Source organism: Klenkia marina (assembly GCF_900101025.1).
In the GTDB taxonomy this organism is placed as follows: domain Bacteria; phylum Actinomycetota; class Actinomycetes; order Mycobacteriales; family Geodermatophilaceae; genus Klenkia; species Klenkia marina.
In genome coordinates this window covers 785,275-800,915 of the sequence record NZ_FMUH01000002.1, presented here as the reverse complement: position 1 = coordinate 800,915, position 15,641 = coordinate 785,275, and the positions used below count along the sequence as shown (strand labels likewise).

Annotated in this window: 25 protein-coding genes; all 25 read right to left on the bottom strand. The window is 68.9% G+C overall.

Going from position 1 to position 15,641, the window contains the following annotated elements; all coding sequences use genetic code 11:
- Position 1 precedes the first annotated feature (1 nt).
- Positions 2-598, bottom strand: a complete 597-nt coding sequence (locus BLP29_RS09110) for an adenylate kinase (RefSeq protein ID WP_092802638.1) — start codon at positions 596-598, stop codon at positions 2-4.
- Positions 598-1,908 (bottom strand): preprotein translocase subunit SecY, encoded by a 1,311-nt coding sequence (gene secY / locus BLP29_RS09105; RefSeq protein WP_092802635.1) that lies wholly within the window; start codon positions 1,906-1,908, stop codon positions 598-600. Before secY ends, BLP29_RS09110 begins: the two co-directional genes overlap by 1 nt.
- 153 nt (positions 1,909-2,061) lie before the next feature.
- The gene (gene rplO, locus BLP29_RS09100) at positions 2,062-2,505 is read right to left on the bottom strand and encodes a 50S ribosomal protein L15 (RefSeq protein WP_092802632.1); all 444 of its coding nucleotides are present in this window, start codon (positions 2,503-2,505) and stop codon (positions 2,062-2,064) included.
- A gap of 22 nt (positions 2,506-2,527) precedes the next feature.
- On the bottom strand, positions 2,528-2,710 hold the full coding sequence (gene rpmD / locus BLP29_RS09095; protein ID WP_092802629.1) for a 50S ribosomal protein L30: 183 nt from the start codon (positions 2,708-2,710) through the stop codon (positions 2,528-2,530).
- Between the two features lies 1 nt (position 2,711).
- Complete coding sequence (rpsE, locus tag BLP29_RS09090) at positions 2,712-3,356, bottom strand: 30S ribosomal protein S5 (protein WP_092802626.1); 645 nt, start codon at positions 3,354-3,356, stop codon at positions 2,712-2,714.
- Between the two features lie 34 nt (positions 3,357-3,390).
- Complete coding sequence (gene rplR / locus BLP29_RS09085) at positions 3,391-3,807, bottom strand: 50S ribosomal protein L18 (RefSeq protein WP_092802623.1); 417 nt, start codon at positions 3,805-3,807, stop codon at positions 3,391-3,393.
- Complete coding sequence (rplF, locus tag BLP29_RS09080; protein WP_092802620.1) at positions 3,807-4,346, bottom strand: 50S ribosomal protein L6; 540 nt, start codon at positions 4,344-4,346, stop codon at positions 3,807-3,809. Before rplF ends, rplR begins: the two co-directional genes overlap by 1 nt.
- A 15-nt stretch (positions 4,347-4,361) precedes the next feature.
- On the bottom strand, positions 4,362-4,766 hold the full coding sequence (gene rpsH / locus BLP29_RS09075; RefSeq protein ID WP_481268989.1) for a 30S ribosomal protein S8: 405 nt from the start codon (positions 4,764-4,766) through the stop codon (positions 4,362-4,364).
- 104 nt (positions 4,767-4,870) lie between these two features.
- On the bottom strand, positions 4,871-5,056 hold the full coding sequence (locus BLP29_RS09070) for a type Z 30S ribosomal protein S14 (protein ID WP_014742845.1): 186 nt from the start codon (positions 5,054-5,056) through the stop codon (positions 4,871-4,873).
- Positions 5,057-5,075: 19 nt separating this feature from the next.
- Positions 5,076-5,660, bottom strand: a complete 585-nt coding sequence (rplE, locus tag BLP29_RS09065; RefSeq protein ID WP_092802614.1) for a 50S ribosomal protein L5 — start codon at positions 5,658-5,660, stop codon at positions 5,076-5,078.
- A gap of 1 nt (position 5,661) precedes the next feature.
- Positions 5,662-5,997: a 50S ribosomal protein L24 gene (rplX, locus tag BLP29_RS09060; protein WP_092803253.1), complete on the bottom strand. Its 336-nt coding sequence runs from the start codon at positions 5,995-5,997 to the stop codon at positions 5,662-5,664.
- A gap of 2 nt (positions 5,998-5,999) precedes the next feature.
- The gene (gene rplN, locus BLP29_RS09055; RefSeq protein ID WP_091061406.1) at positions 6,000-6,368 is read right to left on the bottom strand and encodes a 50S ribosomal protein L14; all 369 of its coding nucleotides are present in this window, start codon (positions 6,366-6,368) and stop codon (positions 6,000-6,002) included.
- Between the two features lie 202 nt (positions 6,369-6,570).
- The gene (rpsQ, locus tag BLP29_RS09050) at positions 6,571-6,879 is read right to left on the bottom strand and encodes a 30S ribosomal protein S17 (protein ID WP_092802611.1); all 309 of its coding nucleotides are present in this window, start codon (positions 6,877-6,879) and stop codon (positions 6,571-6,573) included.
- Positions 6,876-7,109, bottom strand: a complete 234-nt coding sequence (gene rpmC, locus BLP29_RS09045; RefSeq protein ID WP_055765175.1) for a 50S ribosomal protein L29 — start codon at positions 7,107-7,109, stop codon at positions 6,876-6,878. The genes rpsQ and rpmC overlap by 4 nt, the downstream gene beginning before the upstream one ends.
- Positions 7,109-7,525: a 50S ribosomal protein L16 gene (rplP, locus tag BLP29_RS09040; RefSeq protein ID WP_056289191.1), complete on the bottom strand. Its 417-nt coding sequence runs from the start codon at positions 7,523-7,525 to the stop codon at positions 7,109-7,111. Before rplP ends, rpmC begins: the two co-directional genes overlap by 1 nt.
- Positions 7,526-7,528: 3 nt before the next feature.
- Positions 7,529-8,443: a 30S ribosomal protein S3 gene (gene rpsC / locus BLP29_RS09035; protein WP_092802608.1), complete on the bottom strand. Its 915-nt coding sequence runs from the start codon at positions 8,441-8,443 to the stop codon at positions 7,529-7,531.
- Entirely contained in the window at positions 8,443-8,907 is a 465-nt protein-coding gene (gene rplV / locus BLP29_RS09030) for a 50S ribosomal protein L22 (protein ID WP_092802605.1), read from the bottom strand. Before rplV ends, rpsC begins: the two co-directional genes overlap by 1 nt.
- Positions 8,908-8,927: 20 nt before the next feature.
- Entirely contained in the window at positions 8,928-9,209 is a 282-nt protein-coding gene (gene rpsS / locus BLP29_RS09025; RefSeq protein ID WP_091061398.1) for a 30S ribosomal protein S19, read from the bottom strand.
- Between the two features lie 17 nt (positions 9,210-9,226).
- Positions 9,227-10,060 carry a 50S ribosomal protein L2 gene (rplB, locus tag BLP29_RS09020; protein WP_092802602.1) on the bottom strand — a complete coding sequence of 278 codons (834 nt, stop codon included), beginning with the start codon at positions 10,058-10,060 and terminating at the stop codon, positions 9,227-9,229.
- 55 nt (positions 10,061-10,115) lie between these two features.
- Positions 10,116-10,418 (bottom strand): 50S ribosomal protein L23, encoded by a 303-nt coding sequence (rplW, locus tag BLP29_RS09015; protein WP_092802599.1) that lies wholly within the window; start codon positions 10,416-10,418, stop codon positions 10,116-10,118.
- A complete protein-coding gene (gene rplD / locus BLP29_RS09010) occupies positions 10,415-11,185 on the bottom strand; it encodes a 50S ribosomal protein L4 (RefSeq protein WP_092802596.1) in 771 nt (256 codons plus the stop codon). The genes rplW and rplD overlap by 4 nt, the downstream gene beginning before the upstream one ends.
- The gene (gene rplC, locus BLP29_RS09005) at positions 11,182-11,847 is read right to left on the bottom strand and encodes a 50S ribosomal protein L3 (protein WP_092802593.1); all 666 of its coding nucleotides are present in this window, start codon (positions 11,845-11,847) and stop codon (positions 11,182-11,184) included. Before rplC ends, rplD begins: the two co-directional genes overlap by 4 nt.
- Before the next feature lie 13 nt (positions 11,848-11,860).
- Positions 11,861-12,166, bottom strand: coding sequence for a 30S ribosomal protein S10 (rpsJ, locus tag BLP29_RS09000; protein WP_014742859.1), 306 nt, complete (start codon positions 12,164-12,166; stop codon positions 11,861-11,863).
- Between the two features lie 127 nt (positions 12,167-12,293).
- Entirely contained in the window at positions 12,294-13,487 is a 1,194-nt protein-coding gene (gene tuf, locus BLP29_RS08995) for an elongation factor Tu (protein WP_092802590.1), read from the bottom strand.
- 50 nt (positions 13,488-13,537) lie between these two features.
- Entirely contained in the window at positions 13,538-15,625 is a 2,088-nt protein-coding gene (gene fusA, locus BLP29_RS08990) for an elongation factor G (RefSeq protein ID WP_092802587.1), read from the bottom strand.
- Positions 15,626-15,641 lie beyond the last annotated feature (16 nt).

The following is a 15,641-nucleotide window of genomic DNA, read 5'->3' as shown; positions in this document are numbered from 1 at the left end:
CTCAGCCCTGGTCGTCGTCGGCCTGGGCGAGCGCCTCGAGCGCACGCCCGGTGACCTCGTCGATCCCGCCGATCGCGTCGATGCGGGCCAGCAGGCCCTCCTCGGCGTACCAGGCCGAGAGCGGCTCGGTCTGGGCGTGGTAGACCTCGAGCCGGTGCCGCACCGTCTCGGGCTTGTCGTCGTCGCGCTGCACCGGCTTGCCGTCGACGATGACCACGCGACCGGACAACCGGCGCACGAGCTCCTCCTCGTCGACGACCAGCTCCAGCACGCACGTGAGCCGCTGACCGAGCTCGTCGAGCGAGGCCCGCAGCTGCTCGGCCTGCGCGATGGTGCGCGGGAAGCCGTCCAGCAGGAAACCGGCCTCGGCGTCGGGCTCGGCCAGGCGGTCGCTGACCATGGCCACGGTGATCTCGTCGGGGACGAGGTCGCCGGCGTCCATGTAGGTCTTCGCCTGCTTGCCGAGGTCGGTGCCGCCGCTGACGTTGGCCCGGAAGATGTCACCGGTGGAGATCGCCGGGACGCCGAGCCGGCCGGCGATGATCTGCGCCTGGGTGCCCTTGCCCGCGCCGGGCGGCCCCAGGAGGACGACGCGCACTACTTCAGGAACCCTTCGTAGTTGCGCTGGTTGAGCTGCGTCTCGATCTGCTTCACCGTCTCCAACCCCACTCCCACCATGATCAGCACCGCGGTCCCGCCGAACGGGAAGTTCTGGTTCTGCCCCTCTTGCGTGATGGAGAGGAACAGGTTGGGCAGCACGGCCACCAGGCCCAGGTAGATCGAGCCGGGCAGCGTGATGCGCGAGAGCACGTACTGCAGGTACTCGGCCGTCGGCCGGCCCGGGCGGATGCCGGGGATGAACCCGCCGTACCGCTTCATGTCGTCGGCCCGCTCCTCGGGGTTGAACGTGATCGACACGTAGAAGTACGTGAAGAACACGATCAGCCCGAAGTAGATGGCGATGTGCACGGGGCTGGACTGGTTGATGACGTACTTCTCGAAGAACTGCCGGACCGACCCTGCCGAGTCGCCCTGCAGCTGGCTGATCAGCTGGGGCAGGTAGAGCAGGGAGGACGCGAAGATCACCGGGATGACACCGGCCTGGTTGACCTTCAGCGGCAGGTAGGTCGACGTGCCGCCGTACATGCGCCGACCGACCATGCGCTTGGCGTACTGCACCGGGATGCGACGCTGGGCCTGCTCGACGTAGACCACCGAGGCGATGACGACGAGGGCCAGGACGCAGACCAGGCCGAACACCAGGCCACCGCGGGTCTGCAGGATCGAGCCGCCCTCGGCCGGGATGCGTGCGGCGATCGAGGTGAAGATCAGCACGGACATGCCGTTGCCGATGCCCTTCTCGGTCAGCAGCTCGCCCAGCCACATGATCATCGCGGTGCCGGCGGTCAGGGCGATGACCAGCACGACCGTCGTCCAGATCGAGTCCGACGGGATGAGCTCCTGCTGGCAGTTCGGGAACAGCTGACCGCTGCGGGCCAGCGCGATGATGCCGGTGCTCTGCAGCACCGCCAGTGCGATCGTCAGGTAGCGGGTGTACTGGGTCAGCTTCTGCTGGCCCGACTGCCCTTCCTTCTTCAGCTGCTCGAAGCGCGGGATGACCACGACCAGCAGCTGCACGATGATGCTCGCCGTGATGTACGGCATGATCCCGAGCGCGAAGATCGACAGGCGGAGCAGTGCGCCGCCGGAGAACAGGTTGACCAGCGAGTAGACGTCGCGCTGGTCGGAGGCCTGCGCCTGGTCGAGACAGCTGTTGATGGCCTCGATGGAGACCCCCGGACCGGGGACGCTGGCGCCCAGCCGGTACACGGCGATGATCGCCAGGGAGAACAACAGCTTGCGCCGGAGGTCTGGCGTCCGGAACGCCGCGGCGAACGCCTGCAGCACGTGCCCTCCCCGAATCGGTCGTGCGAGTGTGTGGGGCCACTCTGCCAAGCGCCGCGCACGAACTCGCAACGGGCCCGGCGCAGAGTAGCCGGTGAACGCAGAAAACCCCCTGCCCCGGTCCGGGAGGCCCGGGACGGGACAGGGGGTGGTCTGTCAGAGCTGGGAGGTGCTGCCCCCGGCTGCGGCGATCTTCTCGGCCGCGGAGGCCGAGAACGCGTGCGCCTGGACGTCGACCTTGACGCTGCCCAGTTCGCCGGTCCCGAGGACCTTGACGGGCTGGTTGCGCCGCACCGCGCCGACCTCGGCGAGCGTCTCCGGGGTCACGGAGCCGCCCTCGGGGAAGAGCGAGGCAATCTTGTCCAGGTTCACGACCTGGAAGACGACCTTGTTGCGGGGCGTGAAGCCCGAGAGCTTCGGCAGTCGCATGTACAGCGGGGTCTGGCCACCCTCGAAGCGCGCAGAGACCTGCACGCGGGCGCCGGAACCCTTGGTACCGCGACCGGCCGTCTTGCCCTTGGAGCCCTCACCACGACCCACGCGGGTCTTCTTGGTGTGGGCGCCGGGGGCCGGACGCAGGTGGTGGACCTTCAGAGTCATGTCAGTGTTCCTTCTCGACCGCTCAGGCGATCTCGTCGACGGTGACCAGGTGCGGCACCGTCGCGATCATGCCGCGGATCTCGGGACGGTCCTCCTGCACGACCGTGTGGTTGATCCGCTTCAGACCGAGCGACCGCAGCGTCTGGCGCTGGTTGGGCTTGGTGCCGATGGCGGACTTGACCTGGGTGACCTTGAGCTGGGCCACGTCACACCCCCTGGCCGGCACGCGCACGGAGCATGGCTGCGGGGGCGACGTCCTCCAGGGGCAGACCACGGCGGGCCGCGATCTCCTCGGGGCGGACGAGGTCCTTCAGCGCCTGCATCGTGGCGTGCACGATGTTGATCGGGTTCGAGGACCCGAGGCTCTTGGAGAGCACGTCGTGGATCCCGGCGCACTCGAGGACGGCACGCACCGGGCCGCCGGCGATGACACCGGTACCCGGGCTGGCCGGCTTGAGCAGCACGACACCGGCGGCCGCCTCACCCTGCACCGGGTGCGGGATGGTGCTGGCGATGCGGGGCACGCGGTAGAAGTGCTTCTTGGCCTCCTCGACACCCTTGGCGATCGCCGCGGGCACCTCCTTGGCCTTGCCGTAGCCGACACCCACGGTGCCGTCGCCGTCGCCGACGATCACCAGCGCGGTGAAGCTGAAGCGCCGGCCACCCTTGACGACCTTGGAGACGCGGTTGATCGCGACCACGCGCTCCAGGAACTGGCTCTTCTCGGCCGGGCCGTTGCCTGCGCCGCGGCCGCCACCGTCCCGACGGTCGCGACGGTCGTTGCCGCCCTGTCCGCCACCGGCGCCACCGGTCCCGCCGGCGCCACCGCCGCGTCGCTGTGGTCCTGGCATCAGACGTCCCTCTCGATCTTCGTGTTGTCGCGCATCAGAAGTTCAACCCGGCTTCCCGGGCGCCGTCGGCCAGCGCCGCCAGCCGCCCGTGGTAGCGGTTGCCGCCGCGGTCGAAGACGACGGCGGAGATGCCGGCGGCCTTGGCCCGGTCGGCCACGAGCGCGCCGACCTGGCGAGCCAGCGCCGACTTGTCGCCGGCGGTGCCCCGCAGCGAGGCGTCCATGGTCGAGGCGCTGACCAGGGTGATGCCCTGGGTGTCGTCGACGACCTGCACGTGGACGTGGCGCGAGCTGCGCTTGACCACCATGCGGGGACGCTCCGGGGTACCGGCCACGCGCTTGCGCAGGCGGTTGTGCCGCCGGGCCCGCGACACGCGGCGCGCGGTGCTGGCATCGGTGCCGACGGGCTTGTGCACCCGGGCCACCTTCTCGTTGCTCTTGGTCTCTGCCATCACTTGCCCGTCTTCCCGACCTTGCGCTTGATGACCTCGCCCTGGTACCGGACGCCCTTGCCCTTGTAGGGGTCGGGCCGGCGCAGCTTGCGGATCTTGGCGGCGACCTCGCCGACCTGCTGCTTGTCGATGCCGGCGACCTTGAAGCGGGTCGGGGCCTCGACGGTGAAGGTGATCCCCTCGGGGGCCTTGATGAGCACCGGGTGGCTGAAGCCGAGGGCGAACTCGAGGTCACTGCCCTTGGCCTGCACGCGGTAGCCGACGCCGACGATCTCGAGGGTCTTCGCGTACCCCTCGGTGACGCCGGTGATCATGTTGGCGATGAGGGTGCGGGACAGACCGTGCAGCGCACGGCTCTCGCGCTCGTCGTCCGGACGCTGCACGAGCAGCGCGCCGGACTCGTCCTTCTCCACGAAGATCGGGGAGGCGACGGTGTGGGTCAGGGCGCCCTTGGGGCCCTTGACGCTGACGGTCCGGCCGTCGATGGCGACGTCGACGCCACCGGGGACCGGGACCGGGAGTCGTCCGATTCGAGACATCTGTGAATCGCTCCCTTACCAGACGTAGGCGAGGACTTCCCCACCCACGCCCTTCTTGTTCGCCTGCTTGTCGGTCAGCAGACCGGTCGAGGTGGAGATGATCGCCACCCCGAGGCCGCCGAGGACCTTGGGCAGTGCGGTGGACTTCGCGTACACGCGCAGACCGGGCTTGGACACGCGCCGGACACCGGCGATGCTCCGCTCGCGGTTCGGGCCGTACTTGAGGTCGATGACCAGCTCCTTGCGGGTCTGGCCCTCCTTCTCGACCTCGTTGACCTTCCAGCCGGCGATGTAGCCCTCCTGCTGGAGGATCTCCGCGACCTTGGTCTTGAGCTTCGACGAGGGCATGGCCGCTGCGTCGTGGTACGCCGAGTTCGCGTTGCGGATGCGCGTGAGCATGTCCGCAATCGGGTCGGTCATCGTCATGTGTCGGTCGTGCCTCTCTCGCCGCGGTTCCCTCCGCGCTCTGCGGGGGCCTGTCGGCGATCGGTGGTGCTAGGGAGCGGTGACCTGCAGGGAGCAGGTCACCAGGAGGACTTGGTCACGCCGGGGAGCTCGCCCGCGTGGGCCATCTCCCGGACGCAGATGCGGCACAGCCCGAACTTGCGGAACACCGCGTGCGGACGACCGCAGCGCTGGCAGCGGGTGTAGCCGCGGACCTTGAACTTGGGGGTGCGGGCCGCCTTGTTGACGAGCGCCTTCTTGGCCATGGTGTCTCCTGTTCCCGGCTCAGCGAGTCGTCTGGACGACGGTCTGGCCGGCGAAGGGGAAGCCGAGCAGGCTCAGCAGCTCGCGACCCTCCTCGTCGTTGGTGGCGGTGGTGACCAGCGTGATGTCCATGCCACGCGGGCGGTCGATCTTGTCGACGTCGATCTCGCGGAACATCGACTGCTCGGTCAGACCGAACGTGTAGTTGCCGTGGCCGTCGAACTGCTTGGAGTTCAGGCCGCGGAAGTCGCGGATGCGGGGCAGAGCCAGGCTCAGCAGCCGGTCCAGGAACTCCCACATGCGGTCGCCGCGCAGGGTGACCTTCGCGCCGATCGGCATGCCCTCGCGCAGCTTGAACTGCGCGATGGACTTGCGGGCCCGCACGACGGCGGGCTTCTGGCCGGTGATGGCGGTGAGGTCGCGGACCGCGCCGTCCATCAGCTTGGCGTCGCGGGTGGCCTCACCGACGCCCATGTTGACCACGATCTTGGTCAGACCGGGGATCTGCATGACGTTGGCGTAGCCGAACTCGCTCATCAGCGCCGGCGCGATGTCCGAGCGGTAGTGGGCGAGCAGCCGGGGCAGCTCTCGGGTGGGTGCGCTCATGTCACAGGTCCTTGCCGGTTCGCTTCGAGACCCGGATGTTGCGTCCGTCCTCGTCCTTGCGGTAGCCGATGCGGGTGGGGTTGCCCTCGGAGTCGATCACCATCACGTTGCTCACGTGGATGGCGGCCTCCTGGGTCACGATCCCGCCCGACTGCGCGCCGCGCTGGCTGGTGCTCACGCGGGTGTGCTTCTTGACGCGGCCGATGCCCTCGACGAGCACCTTGCCGGTCTTGGGGAAGGCGGCGATGACGCGGCCCTTGGCCCCCTTGTCCTTGCCGGACAGGACGACGACCTGGTCGCCCTTCTTGACCTTGAGAGACGGGGTCTTCTCAGCCATGGTCACAACACCTCCGGGGCGAGCGAGATGATCCGCATGAAGCGCTTGTCGCGCAGCTCGCGGCCGACGGGCCCGAAGATGCGGGTGCCGCGCGGGTCACCGCTGTCACGGATGATCACCGCGGCGTTCTCGTCGAAGCGGATGTAGGAGCCGTCGGGACGCCGACGCTCCTTCACGGTGCGGACGATGACGGCCTTGACGACGTCACCCTTCTTGACCCCTGCGCCGGGGATGGCGTCCTTCACGGTGCCGACGATGACGTCGCCGATGCCCGCGTAGCGACGACCGGAGCCACCGAGAACACGGATGCACAAGATCTCCTTGGCACCGGTGTTGTCGGCGACGCGCAGTCGCGACTCCTGCTGGATCACTGCATGACTCCTGGGGTGTCTGGGTTGACCGCCGGGCCGGAACGGTGAAGCGGCGGTCGGGACTCACGTGCGACAGCCGGCGGCTCTCGCCGCCGGCCGTCAGGTCCCGGTTGTCGGCGCGCCCGCGGGCGCGCCAGTCGTCCAGGATACGCGCCGCGCCTCCCCCGCTGCAGGCGGGGTCGGCGCGGGGCGCACCGGAGGACTACTTGGCCTTCTCGATCACCGAGACCAGGCGCCACCGCTTGGTCGCGGACATCGGCCGGGTCTCCATGATCTGGACGCGGTCGCCGATGCCGGCGGTGCCGGCCTCGTCGTGCGCCTTCAACTTGCTGGTGCGGCGGAGGATCTTGCCGTACAGGCCGTGCTTCACGCGGTCCTCGACCTCGACGACGATGGTCTTGTCCATCTTGTCGGAGACGACGAGGCCCTCACGGACCTTGCGGAAGCCACGACCGGCCAGGCCGGGACCGGAGGCGACGGCCTCGTTGGTCTCGTTGGTGGTCTCGCTCATGCCACACCCTCGCTCGGGGCGACCGACAGGCCCAGCTCGCGCTCGCGCATGATCGTGTAGATCCGGGCGATGTCGCGACGCACGGTCTGCAGGCGCCGGTTGTTGTCCAGCTGGCCGGTGGCCACCTGGAACCGCAGGTTGAACAGTTCTTCCCTCGACTCACGCAGACGCGTGGCGAGCTCGTCCACCGAGAGCTCACGGAGCTCCGGGGCGGTGAGGCCGGCAGCCATCACACCTCTCCTTCACGGGTGATGAAGCGGCACTTCATGGGGAGCTTGTGGATCGCACGGCGCATCGCCTCACGGGCGATGGGCTCGTCGACACCGGACAGCTCGAACATGATGCGGCCGGGCTTCACGTTGGCGACCCACCACTCGGGCGAGCCCTTGCCGGAACCCATGCGGGTCTCGGCCGGCTTCTTGGTCAGCGGGCGATCGGGGTAGATCGAGATCCACACCTTGCCACCACGCTTGATGTGGCGGGTCATGGCGATACGAGCGGACTCGATCTGACGGTTGGTCACGTACGCGGGCTCGAGGGCCTGGATCGCGTACTCACCGAAGTTGATCGCCGTGCCGCCCTTGGCCCGACCGGTGCGGTCGGGACGGTGCTGCTTGCGGTGCTTGACGCGACGCGGGATGAGCATCGATCAGCCCTCCGTGTTCGGGGCGCTCGCCTCGGTGGCGGTGCCCTCGGCGCCGGCGGTCTCGCCAGCGGCCTGCGCGGTGGTCTCGACCGGGGTCTCCACCGCGGTGGCGGTGGTGTCCTCGACCGGGGCCTCGGTGGCGGTGGCGTCCTGGGGCTCGGCCGCAGCGCGGCCGGCCTCGGTGCCACCAGCGGTGGTGCCGGTCGAGCCCGACCGGCGGGGGCGCTGAGCGCGCTCGCGCCGCTCCTGGCGCTGGGCCAGGGCCTGGAGGGCCTCGCGCTCGGCCCGGGAGCCGGACGCGTCGCCCTTGTAGATCCAGACCTTCACGCCGATGCGGCCGAAGGTGGTGCGGGCCTCGTAGATGCCGTAGTCGATGTTCGCCCGCAGCGTGTGCAGCGGAACACGACCCTCGCGGTAGAACTCCGAACGGCTCATCTCGGTGCCGCCCAGGCGACCGGAGCACTGCACCCGGATGCCCTTGACCTGCGGGCTGCGCTGGGCCGACTGCATGGCCTTGCGCATCGCACGGCGGAAGCTGACGCGGCTCGAGAGCTGCTCGGCCACGCCCTGCGCGACCAGCTGGGCATCGGACTCGGGGTTCTTGACCTCGAGGATGTTCAGCTGGACCTGCTTGCCGGTGAGCTTCTCGAGCTCGCCGCGGATGCGGTCGGCCTCGGCGCCGCGGCGACCGATGACGATGCCCGGGCGCGCGGTGTGGATGTCGACGCGGACACGGTCACGGGTGCGCTCGATCTCCACCTTCGAGATGCCGGCGCGCTCCATGCCCTTGCCCATGAGCTTGCGGATGGCGACGTCTTCCTTGACGTAGTCCGCGTACTGCTTGTCGGCGAACCAGCGCGACTTGTAGTCGGTGGTGATCCCCAGGCGGAACCCGTGCGGGTTGACCTTCTGACCCACTAGCGGGTCCCTCCCTTCGAGTTGGTCTTCTGCTGCGCCGCCGGGCCGTGCTGGCCCGAGTCGCGGCGTGCCTTGCGGGACCGCGCGGCGAGCTCGGCGCTCGAGGCGACCTCGCTGACCTCGACGGTGATGTGCGAGGTGCGCTTGTTGATGCGGAAAGCACGCCCCTGGGCACGCGGCCGGATGCGCTTGAGGGTCGGGCCCTCGTCGACGTAGGCGGCACTGATGACCAGGGCCGTCGGGTCGAGCTGCAGGTTGTGCTCGGCGTTGGCCACCGCGGAGGCGACGACCTTGGCCACCGGCTCGCTGGCGGTCTGGGGGGCGAAGCGCAGCAGCGCCAGCGCCTCGTCGGTGGGCAGGTAGCGGACCATGTCCACCACCCGCCGGGCCTTCATCGGGGTGACGCGGACGAACCGGGCCGTGGCCCGGGCGACCGGTGCGTCGGTCCCCAGCTGGGAAGTCATCTCAGGTTCTCCTCGTCCGCTCAGCCGCGCCGCGACCGACGGTCGTCCTTGACGTGCCCACGGAAGGTACGCGTGGGCGCGAACTCGCCGAGCTTGTGCCCGACCATGGCCTCGGTCACGAAGACCGGGACGTGCTTGCGACCGTCGTGCACGGCCAGCGTGTGGCCGAGCATGTCCGGGATGATCGTCGAACGCCGCGACCAGGTGCGGATGACGTTCTTGGTGCCCTTCTCGTTCTGGGCGTCCACCTTGGCGAGCAGGTGGTCGTCGACGAACGGGCCCTTCTTCAGGCTCCTTGGCATTGTCTTCCCCTACCCGCTCAGCGCTTCTTGTTGGTGCGACGACGGCGCACGATCATCGCGTCGGAGGCCTTGCGCTTGCGCGTGCGGCCCTCCGGCTTGCCCTTGGGGTTGACCGGGTGGCGACCACCGGAGGTCTTGCCCTCACCACCACCGTGCGGGTGGTCGACCGGGTTCATGGCGACACCGCGGACGGTCGGGCGCTTGCCCTTCCAGCGCATGCGGCCGGCCTTGCCCCAGTTGATGTTGGACTGCTCGGCGTTGCCGACCTCGCCGATCGTCGCGCGGCAGCGGACGTCGACGTTGCGAATCTCGCCCGAGGGCATGCGCAGCTGGGCGAAACGACCCTCGCGGGCGACCAGCTGGACGCTGGTGCCGGCGGAGCGGGCGATCTTCGCCCCGCCGCCGGGACGCAGCTCGATCGCGTGCACGACGGTGCCGACCGGGATGTTGCGCAGCGGCAGGTTGTTGCCGGGCTTGATGTCCGCGTTCGGCCCGCACTCGACGACGTCGCCCTGCTTCAGCTTCGCCGGGGCGATGATGTAGCGCTTCTCCCCGTCGGCGAAGTGCAGCAGCGCGATGCGCGAGGTGCGGTTGGGGTCGTACTCGATGTGCGCGACCGTGGCCGGCACACCGTCCTTGTCGGCCCGACGGAAGTCGATGAGCCGGTAGGCACGCTTGTGCCCACCGCCCTGGTGGCGCGCGGTGACGCGGCCGTGGACGTTGCGGCCGCCCCGACCGTGCAGCGGGCGGACCAGCGACTTCTCGGGGTGGTCGCGGGTGACCTCGGCGAAGTCGGCGACGGACGAGCCGCGGCGGCCCGGCGTCGTCGGCTTGTACTTACGGATGGCCATGGTTCCTACTCAGTCCCTGTCTGATCTGGCGTGAGGTCGCTGGTCCGGTGCGCGGTCAGGCGCCCGGGCCGCCGAAGAGCTCGATGCGGTCGCCGGCGGCGACGGAGACGATGGCGCGCTTGGTGTCCTTGCGCTTGCCCATCACGGCGCCCTTGGAGCGCTTCCGCTTGCCCGGTCGGTTGATCGTGTTCACGGACAGGACCTTCACGTTGAAGACCTGCTGCACAGCGATCTTGATCTGGGTCTTGTTCGCGTCGGGGCGGACGATGAACGTGTACTTGTTCTCGTCGAGCAGCCCGTAGCTCTTCTCCGAGATGACCGGGGACAGCAGGACGTCCCGGGGGTCGCGGACGCTCATGCCTTCTCCTCGGTGGTCGCGGGAGCCACCGAGGGCACCTCGCTGTCGATCTCGTGGGTCTCCAGGTCCGGCAGCTCGGAGCTGCTGGCCCGGCCGCGGCCGCTCTTGCCCTTGACGGGGCCGGCCACGTACTCGGCGAGGGCGGCCTCGGTGAAGACCACCTCGTCGGAGCACAGCACGTCGTAGGTGTTGAGCTGGCCGGCCTCGAGCAGGTGCACGTGCGCGAGGTTGCGCAGGCTCACCCAGTTGAGGACGTCGTCGCGGTCCAGGACGACCAGCACGCGCTTGGCGGTGCTGACCGCGTTCAGCGCGGCGAGGGCGACCTTGGTCGACGGGGCGTCGCCGGTCACGAACGCGGAGACCACGTGCACCCGGCCCTCGCGGGCCCGGTCGGAGAGGGCAGCGCGCAGTGCGGCGGCCTTCATCTTCTTCGGGGTCTTCTGCTCGTAGTTGCGCGGCTGCGGGCCGTGCGAGATGCCACCGCCCTCGAACTGCGGCGCACGCAGCGAACCCTGGCGGGCCCGGCCCGTGCCCTTCTGGCGGTAGGGCTTGGCGCCGGTGCCGCTGACCTGGGCGCGCGTCTTCGTCGCGTGGGTGCCCTGGCGAGCGGCGGCGAGCTGGGCCACCACGACCTGGTGCATCAGCGAGATGTTGGCGTTGGCGTCGAACAGCGCGCCCGGGAGGGTCGCGGTGCCGGTCTTCTTGCCGGCCGGGTCGAGGACGTCGACCGTGCGGTCGACGCGCTCGGACGTCTGCGAGCTGGTCACTTCGTGTCACTCCCCACGGGGCCACCCTTGACCGCCGAGCGGACCAGGAGCAACCCACCCTTCGGACCGGGGACGGCGCCCTTGATGAGCACCAGGCCCTTCTCCGTGTCGACCTTGTGGACCTTCAGGGACAGGGTGGTCGTGGTGACCGCACCCATCCGGCCGGCCATGCGCATGCCCTTGAACACGCGACCCGGGGTGGCGCAGCCACCGATCGAGCCGGGCGAGCGGTGCTTGCGCTGCACGCCGTGCCCCGCGCCCAGGCCCTTGAACCCGTGGCGCTTCATGACACCGGCGGTGCCCTTGCCCTTGCTCTTGCCGATCACGTCGACGGTCGCGAGGTCCGCCAGCACGTCGGCGGTCAGCTCCTGACCGACCGTGTACTCGCCGGCGTCCTTCGTGCGCAGCTCGACCAGGTGCCGTCGCGGCGTGACGCCCGCCTTGGCGAAGTGCCCGCCCTCGGGCTTGTTCACCTTGCGGGGGTCGATCGCGCCGAACCCGATCTGGATGGCCGAGTAGCCGTCCACCTCGGGGGTGCGCACCTGGGTGACCACGCACGGGCCGGCCTTGACCACGGTGATCGGCACGATGCGGTTGTTCTCGTCGAAGACCTGGGTCATCCCCAGCTTCTCGCCGAGGAGACCACGGAATGTGCTCGCCATTGTCTTGGTGCCCCTACTGGATGTTGACGTCGACCGAGGCCGGCAGGTCGATGCGCATGAGCGCGTCGACCGTCTTCGGCGTCGGATCGAGGATGTCGATGAGCCGCTTGTGGGTGCGCATCTCGAAGTGCTCGCGCGAGTCCTTGTACTTGTGCGGCGAACGGATGACGCAGTACACGTTCTTCTCGGTCGGCAGCGGCACCGGGCCGACGACGCGCGCTCCGGTCTTCGTCACCGTGTCCACGATGCGCCGCGCCGAGGCATCGATGGCCTCGTGGTCGTAGGCCTTCAGCCGGATGCGGATCTTCTGTCCCGCCATCGCCTTGTCTCGCTCCTGCCGATCGGGTGTTGCTGGAAGTCGTTGCTGGGTCGGTTGACCCGGGTTGGTGCTCCCGGGCAGACCCGGGTGGTGGGCGGCGGCGCTCAGGCCGCCGCCCACCGGGGACTCACTTGAGGATCTTGGTGACCCGACCGGCGCCCACGGTGCGGCCGCCCTCGCGGATGGCGAAGCGCAGGCCCTCCTCCATGGCGATGGGCTGGATCAGCTCGACCGTCATCTCGGTGTTGTCGCCGGGCATGACCATCTCGGTGCCCGAGGGCAGCGTGACCACGCCGGTGACGTCCGTCGTCCGGAAGTAGAACTGGGGACGGTAGTTGTTGAAGAACGGCGTGTGCCGGCCACCCTCGTCCTTCGAGAGGATGTAGACCGAACCCTCGAAGTTGACGTGCGGGGTGATCGAGCCGGGCTTCACGACGACCTGGCCGCGCTCCACGTCCTCGCGCTTGATGCCGCGCAGCAGCAGGCCCACGTTGTCGCCGGCCTGGCCCTGGTCGAGCAGCTTGCGGAACATCTCGACGCCGGTGACGGTCGTCTTGGTCGAGGTCGGGCGGATGCCGACGATCTCGATCTCCTCGGAGACCTTGACGATGCCGCGCTCGACACGACCGGTGACCACGGTGCCGCGGCCGGTGATCGTGAAGACGTCCTCGACGGGCATGAGGAACGGCTTGTCGATCTCGCGCTCGGGCTCGGGGATCGAGTTGTCGACCGCGTCCATGAGCTCCATGAGCTTGTCGCCCCACTCGGCGTCGCCCTCGAGCGCCTTCAGCGCCGAGACGCGCACGACCGGCAGGTCGTCGCCCGGGAACTCGTACTCGGAGAGCAGCTCGCGGACCTCGAGCTCGACGAGCTCCAGGATCTCCTCGTCGTCGACCATGTCGGCCTTGTTCAGCGCCACCACGATGTAGGGGACGCCGACCTGGCGGGCCAGGAGCACGTGCTCCTTGGTCTGCGGCATCGGGCCGTCGGTGGCGGCGACCACGAGGATCGCGCCGTCCATCTGGGCCGCACCGGTGATCATGTTCTTGATGTAGTCGGCGTGCCCGGGGCAGTCGACGTGGGCGTAGTGCCGGTTCTCGGTCTGGTACTCGACGTGCGCGATGGAGATCGTGATCCCACGCGCCTTCTCCTCGGGCGCCTTGTCGATCTGGTCGAACGCGGACGCCTCGTTGAGGTTCGGGTACTTGTCGTGCAGGACCTTGGTGATCGCCGCGGTGAGCGTCGTCTTCCCGTGGTCGATGTGCCCGATGGTGCCGATGTTGACGTGCGGCTTGGTCCGCTCGAACTTGGCCTTGGCCACTGGGGTTCCTCTCTGGGTTGGTCTGGTCGCAGTGCTGCGCGAAACTCTGGTTACTCGCCGGTGGCCTTGGCGATGATCTCCTTGGCCACGTTGGAGGGCACCTCGGCGTAGGTGTCGAACACCATGGTGTAGCTGGCTCGACCCTGGGTGCGGCTGCGCAGGTCACCCACGTAGCCGAACATCTCCGACAGCGGGACCAGGGCCCGGACGACGCGGGCGCCGGAGCGCTCCTCCATCGCCTGGATGGTGCCACGCCGGGAGTTGAGGTCGCCGATCACGTCGCCCATGTTCTCCTCGGGCGTCACGACCTCCACGGCCATCATCGGCTCCAGCAGAGCCGGGCTGGCCTTGCGGGCGGCCTCCTTGAAGGCGGCCGAACCGGCGATCTTGAACGCCATCTCCGAGGAGTCGACCTCGTGGTAGGCGCCGTCGAGGAGCGAGGCCTTGACCCCGACCATGGGGTAGCCGGCGAGGATGCCGTACTGCATGGCGTCCTGCATGCCCGCGTCGACCGAGGGGATGTACTCCTTCGGGATGCGGCCACCGGTGACCTTGTTGGCGAACTCGTAGGTCGCCGAGTCGCCGCTCATCTCGAGCGGCTCGAGGGCGATCTGCACCTTCGCGAACTGGCCCGACCCACCGGTCTGCTTCTTGTGGGTGTAGTCGTGGCGCTCGACGGTCTTGCGGATCGTCTCGCGGTAGGCGACCTGGGGCTTGCCGACGTTGGCCTCGACGTTGAACTCACGCCGCATGCGGTCGACGAGGATCTCCAGGTGGAGCTCGCCCATGCCGGAGATGACGGTCTGGCCGGTCTCCTCGTCGAGGCGGACCTGGAACGTCGGGTCCTCCTCGGCCAGCTTCTGGATGGCCGTGCCCAGCTTCTCCTGGTCGCTCTTGGTCTTCGGCTCGATGGCGACCGAGATGACCGGCGCGGGGAAGGTCATCGACTCGAGGATCACCGGCTTCTGCGGGTCGCAGAGGGTGTCGCCCGTGGTGGTGCCCTTCATGCCGTTGACGGCCACGATCTCGCCGGCGCCCACGCCCGCACGCTCTTCGCGCTTGTTCGCGTGCATCTGGTAGATCTTGCCGACCCGCTCCTTGCGGTCCTTGGTGCTGTTGAGCACCGGGGACCCGGCGTCGAGCTTGCCGGAGTAGACGCGGATGTAGGTCAGCTTGCCCAGGTGCTGGTCGGTCTGGATCTTGAACGCCAGCGCGGAGAAGGGCTCGGTCTCGTCGGCGTGCCGCAGGACCTCGGTCTCGCCGTCGAGGGCGGTGCCCACGATGGCCTCGACGTCGAGCGGGCTGGGGAGGTAGTCGGTGACGGCGTCGAGCATGGGCTGGACGCCCTTGTTCTTGAACGCCGAGCCGGTGACGACCGGGTTGACCTCGCCCGCGATGGTGGACTTGCGGATCGCGGCCTTGAGCGTCGCGACCGGGATGTCCTCGCCGCCGAGGTAGGCCTCCATGATCTCGTCGTGGAAGTCGGCCAGGTTCTCGAGGAACTTGGTGCGGTACTCGGCGGCCTGGTCGGCCAGCTCGGCCGGGATCTCCTCCACGGCGTAGTCCTCGCCGAGCTTGGTCTCGCCGCGCCAGGTGAGGGCGCGCATCTCGACCAGGTCGACGACACCGATGAAGTCGCCCTCGGCGCCGATCGGGATCTGCAGCACCAGCGGGTTGGCACCCAGGCGCTCGACCATCATGTCGACGCAGCGGAAGAAGTTCGCACCGGTGCGGTCGAGCTTGTTGACGAAGCACATGCGCGGGACGCCGTACTTCTCGGCCTGGCGCCAGACCTGCTCGGTCTGCGGCTCCACGCCGGCGACACCGTCGTAGACGGCGACGGCACCGTCGAGCACGCGGAGCGAGCGCTCCACCTCGACGGTGAAGTCGACGTGCCCGGGGGTGTCGATGATGTTGATGTCGAAGCCGTTCCAGGTGCACTTCGTCGCGGCCGACGTGATGGTGATGCCGCGCTCCTGCTCCTGCTCCATCCAGTCCATCGTGGCCGCGCCGTCGTGGACCTCACCGATCTTGTAGTTGATCCCGGTGTAGAAGAGGATCCGCTCGGTGGTGGTGGTCTTGCCGGCGTCGATGTGCGCCATGATCCCGATGTTGCGGGTCTTGGTGAGGTTGGCCATGTCGAGCCCTTCCTGC

Excerpts from the sequence above, each read along its gene's own strand:
- rplE (WP_092802614.1), bottom strand. The coding sequence starts at position 5,660 with ATGAGCGCACCCACCCGAGAGCTGCCCCGGCTGCTCGCCCACTACCGC.
- rplV (WP_092802605.1), bottom strand. The coding sequence starts at position 8,907 with ATGACTTCCCAGCTGGGGACCGACGCACCGGTCGCCCGGGCCACGGCC.
- rplO (WP_092802632.1), bottom strand. The coding sequence starts at position 2,505 with ATGACTCTGAAGGTCCACCACCTGCGTCCGGCCCCCGGCGCCCACACC.
- rplR (WP_092802623.1), bottom strand. The coding sequence starts at position 3,807 with ATGGCAGAGACCAAGAGCAACGAGAAGGTGGCCCGGGTGCACAAGCCC.
- rplB (WP_092802602.1), bottom strand. The coding sequence starts at position 10,060 with ATGGCCATCCGTAAGTACAAGCCGACGACGCCGGGCCGCCGCGGCTCG.
- rpsE (WP_092802626.1), bottom strand. The coding sequence starts at position 3,356 with ATGCCAGGACCACAGCGACGCGGCGGTGGCGCCGGCGGGACCGGTGGC.
- rplP (WP_056289191.1), bottom strand. The coding sequence starts at position 7,525 with ATGCTCATCCCGCGTCGCGTCAAGCACCGCAAGCAGCACCGTCCCGAC.
- rplC (WP_092802593.1), bottom strand. The coding sequence starts at position 11,847 with ATGGCGAGCACATTCCGTGGTCTCCTCGGCGAGAAGCTGGGGATGACC.
- rpsQ (WP_092802611.1), bottom strand. The coding sequence starts at position 6,879 with ATGAGCGAGACCACCAACGAGACCAACGAGGCCGTCGCCTCCGGTCCC.
- rpsJ (WP_014742859.1), bottom strand. The coding sequence starts at position 12,166 with ATGGCGGGACAGAAGATCCGCATCCGGCTGAAGGCCTACGACCACGAG.
- BLP29_RS09070 (WP_014742845.1), bottom strand. The coding sequence starts at position 5,056 with ATGGCCAAGAAGGCGCTCGTCAACAAGGCGGCCCGCACCCCCAAGTTC.
- rpmC (WP_055765175.1), bottom strand. The coding sequence starts at position 7,109 with ATGGCTGCCGGCCTCACCGCCCCGGAGCTCCGTGAGCTCTCGGTGGAC.
- rplX (WP_092803253.1), bottom strand. The coding sequence starts at position 5,997 with ATGGCTGAGAAGACCCCGTCTCTCAAGGTCAAGAAGGGCGACCAGGTC.
- rplW (WP_092802599.1), bottom strand. The coding sequence starts at position 10,418 with ATGAGCGTCCGCGACCCCCGGGACGTCCTGCTGTCCCCGGTCATCTCG.
- rplF (WP_092802620.1), bottom strand. The coding sequence starts at position 4,346 with ATGTCTCGAATCGGACGACTCCCGGTCCCGGTCCCCGGTGGCGTCGAC.
- rpsH (WP_481268989.1), bottom strand. The coding sequence starts at position 4,766 with ATGACCGACCCGATTGCGGACATGCTCACGCGCATCCGCAACGCGAAC.
- rpsS (WP_091061398.1), bottom strand. The coding sequence starts at position 9,209 with ATGCCAAGGAGCCTGAAGAAGGGCCCGTTCGTCGACGACCACCTGCTC.
- fusA (WP_092802587.1), bottom strand. The coding sequence starts at position 15,625 with ATGGCCAACCTCACCAAGACCCGCAACATCGGGATCATGGCGCACATC.